This is a genomic window from Inquilinus sp. (assembly GCF_057815775.1).
Window position 1 is genome coordinate 1 of sequence record NZ_JBYRFX010000197.1, and the last position, 1,931, is coordinate 1,931.

The following is a 1,931-nucleotide window of genomic DNA, read 5'->3' on the forward strand; positions in this document are numbered from 1 at the left end:
ACCATGCGCTTCGGCGGCCTGAAAGCGGTCAACGAGCTGTCGTTCGAGGCCGCCCGCGGCGACATCACCGCCGTCATCGGCCCCAACGGCGCCGGCAAGACCACCGTCTTCAACTGCATCACCGGCTTCTATCGGCCGACCTCCGGCACCATCACCCTGACCCACCCGGACGGCGGCACCTACGCCTTGCACGCAATGCCGGGCCACCGCATCGCCAGCATCGGAAAAGTCGCCCGCACCTTCCAGAACATTCGCCTGTTCGCCGGCATGACGGTGCTGGAGAACCTTCTCGTCGCCCAGCACAACACCCTGATGGCCGCCACCGGCTTCGGCGTGCTCGCGGTCATGGGTCTCGGCCGTTATCGCGCCGCCGAGGCCGCCGGCATGGAGAAAGCCCGCTTCTGGCTGAATGCAATCGGCCTGACCGCTCGGGCCGACGATGCGGCAGGCGCCCTCCCCTACGGCGCCCAGCGTCGCCTGGAAATCGCCCGCGCCATGTGCATCGACCCCGTCCTGCTGTGCCTCGACGAACCCGCCGCCGGCCTGAACCCCCGCGAGTCGGAAGAACTCAACCAGCTGCTGCGCCAGATCCGCGACCAGGGCTGCTCGCTGCTGCTGATCGAGCACGACATGGGCGTCGTCATGCGCATCTCCGACCACATCGTGGTGCTGGACCACGGCAAGAAAATCAGCGACGGCACCCCCGCCGAGGTCCGCGCCGATCCCGCCGTCATCGCCGCCTACCTCGGCGAGGGCGAGGAAGACGAGGTGCCCGCATGAGACAATTAGCATGACCGCGCTACTGTCACTGTCCGGCGTCACCGCCTTCTACGGCGCGATCCAGGCCCTGCGCGGCATCGACCTGACGGTGAATGAAGGCGAGATCGTGACCCTGATCGGAGCCAACGGCGCCGGCAAATCCACCCTGATGATGACGATCTGCGGCAACCCCCGCGCCCGCGCCGGCCAGATCCTGCACCAGGGCCAGGAGATCACCCGCTGGCCGACGCACGAGATCATGCGCCGCGGCATCGCCCAGGCCCCCGAGGGCCGCCGCATCTTCGGCCGCATGAGCGTGCACGAGAACCTGCTGATGGGCGCCGAGGTCGCCGGCTGCTCTGACATTCCGGGACTGCTGGACCAGGTCTTCACCCTGTTCCCCCGCCTGCACGAGCGCATCAACCAGCGCGGCGGCACTCTGTCCGGCGGCGAGCAGCAGATGCTGGCGATCGGCCGCGCCCTGATGTCCCGCCCCACCCTGCTGCTGCTCGACGAACCGTCCCTGGGCCTGGCCCCTCTGGTAGTCCGCCAGATCTTCGGCGCCATCCGCGAGCTGAACCGCACCACCGGCCTGACCGTCCTGCTGGTCGAGCAGAACGCCTACCAGGCCCTGCGCCTGGCCCACCGCGGTTACGTGCTGGTGAACGGCTCCATCACCATGGCCGGCACCGGCGCCGACCTGCTGGCCCGACCCGAGATCCGTGCCGCATATCTGGAAGGCGGCGGCACCTAGCACCACCACCACGCACCGGGCGAGCGAGCACGCACGGGAGGGGAGCAAGCACGCGAGCGAGGGGCACGCTCCGCGTGTCCCGGCCATCTGCGATAACGTCGACGCTTTTCAGCGTCCGTCATGGCCGGGCGCGCTCCGCGCGTCCCGGCCATCTGCGCACTTGCCGGGACACGCGGATGGTCAGACACGCCTAGCGCGCCCGGCCGTGATGGCTTCAACACAGGGTCGGCATCATCGCGAATTGGTTGCACACCGGCTGGCGACCCACCCTGGAAGAAGTTGTCATCGCGAGAAGCGAAGCGACGTGGCGATCTCGTTGTATTTCCCCGTTGGGGGCGACAGCGACGCGACAACCTACTGCCGCAACCGAGCAGGACCTGGGCCGGACATGGTACCATCCCAGAATCCCCACCCACAG

At 68.3% G+C, this 1,931-nt stretch carries 2 protein-coding genes; both read left to right on the forward strand.

Translation table 11 applies throughout. The features are described from left to right. On the forward strand, nt 1-780 hold a 780-nt coding region (locus tag AC3XYG_RS07015), incomplete at its 5' end, for an ABC transporter ATP-binding protein (protein WP_489139094.1). Nucleotides 781-790: 10 nt separating this feature from the next. Continuing rightward, entirely contained in the window at nt 791-1,513 is a 723-nt protein-coding gene (locus AC3XYG_RS07020; RefSeq protein ID WP_489139095.1) for an ABC transporter ATP-binding protein, read from the forward strand. Nucleotides 1,514-1,931 lie beyond the last annotated feature (418 nt).

Bases quoted from the DNA above. Each gene is read 5' to 3' on its own strand.
- AC3XYG_RS07020 (WP_489139095.1), top strand. From the start codon at position 791: ATGACCGCGCTACTGTCACTGTCCGGCGTCACCGCCTTCTACGGCGCG.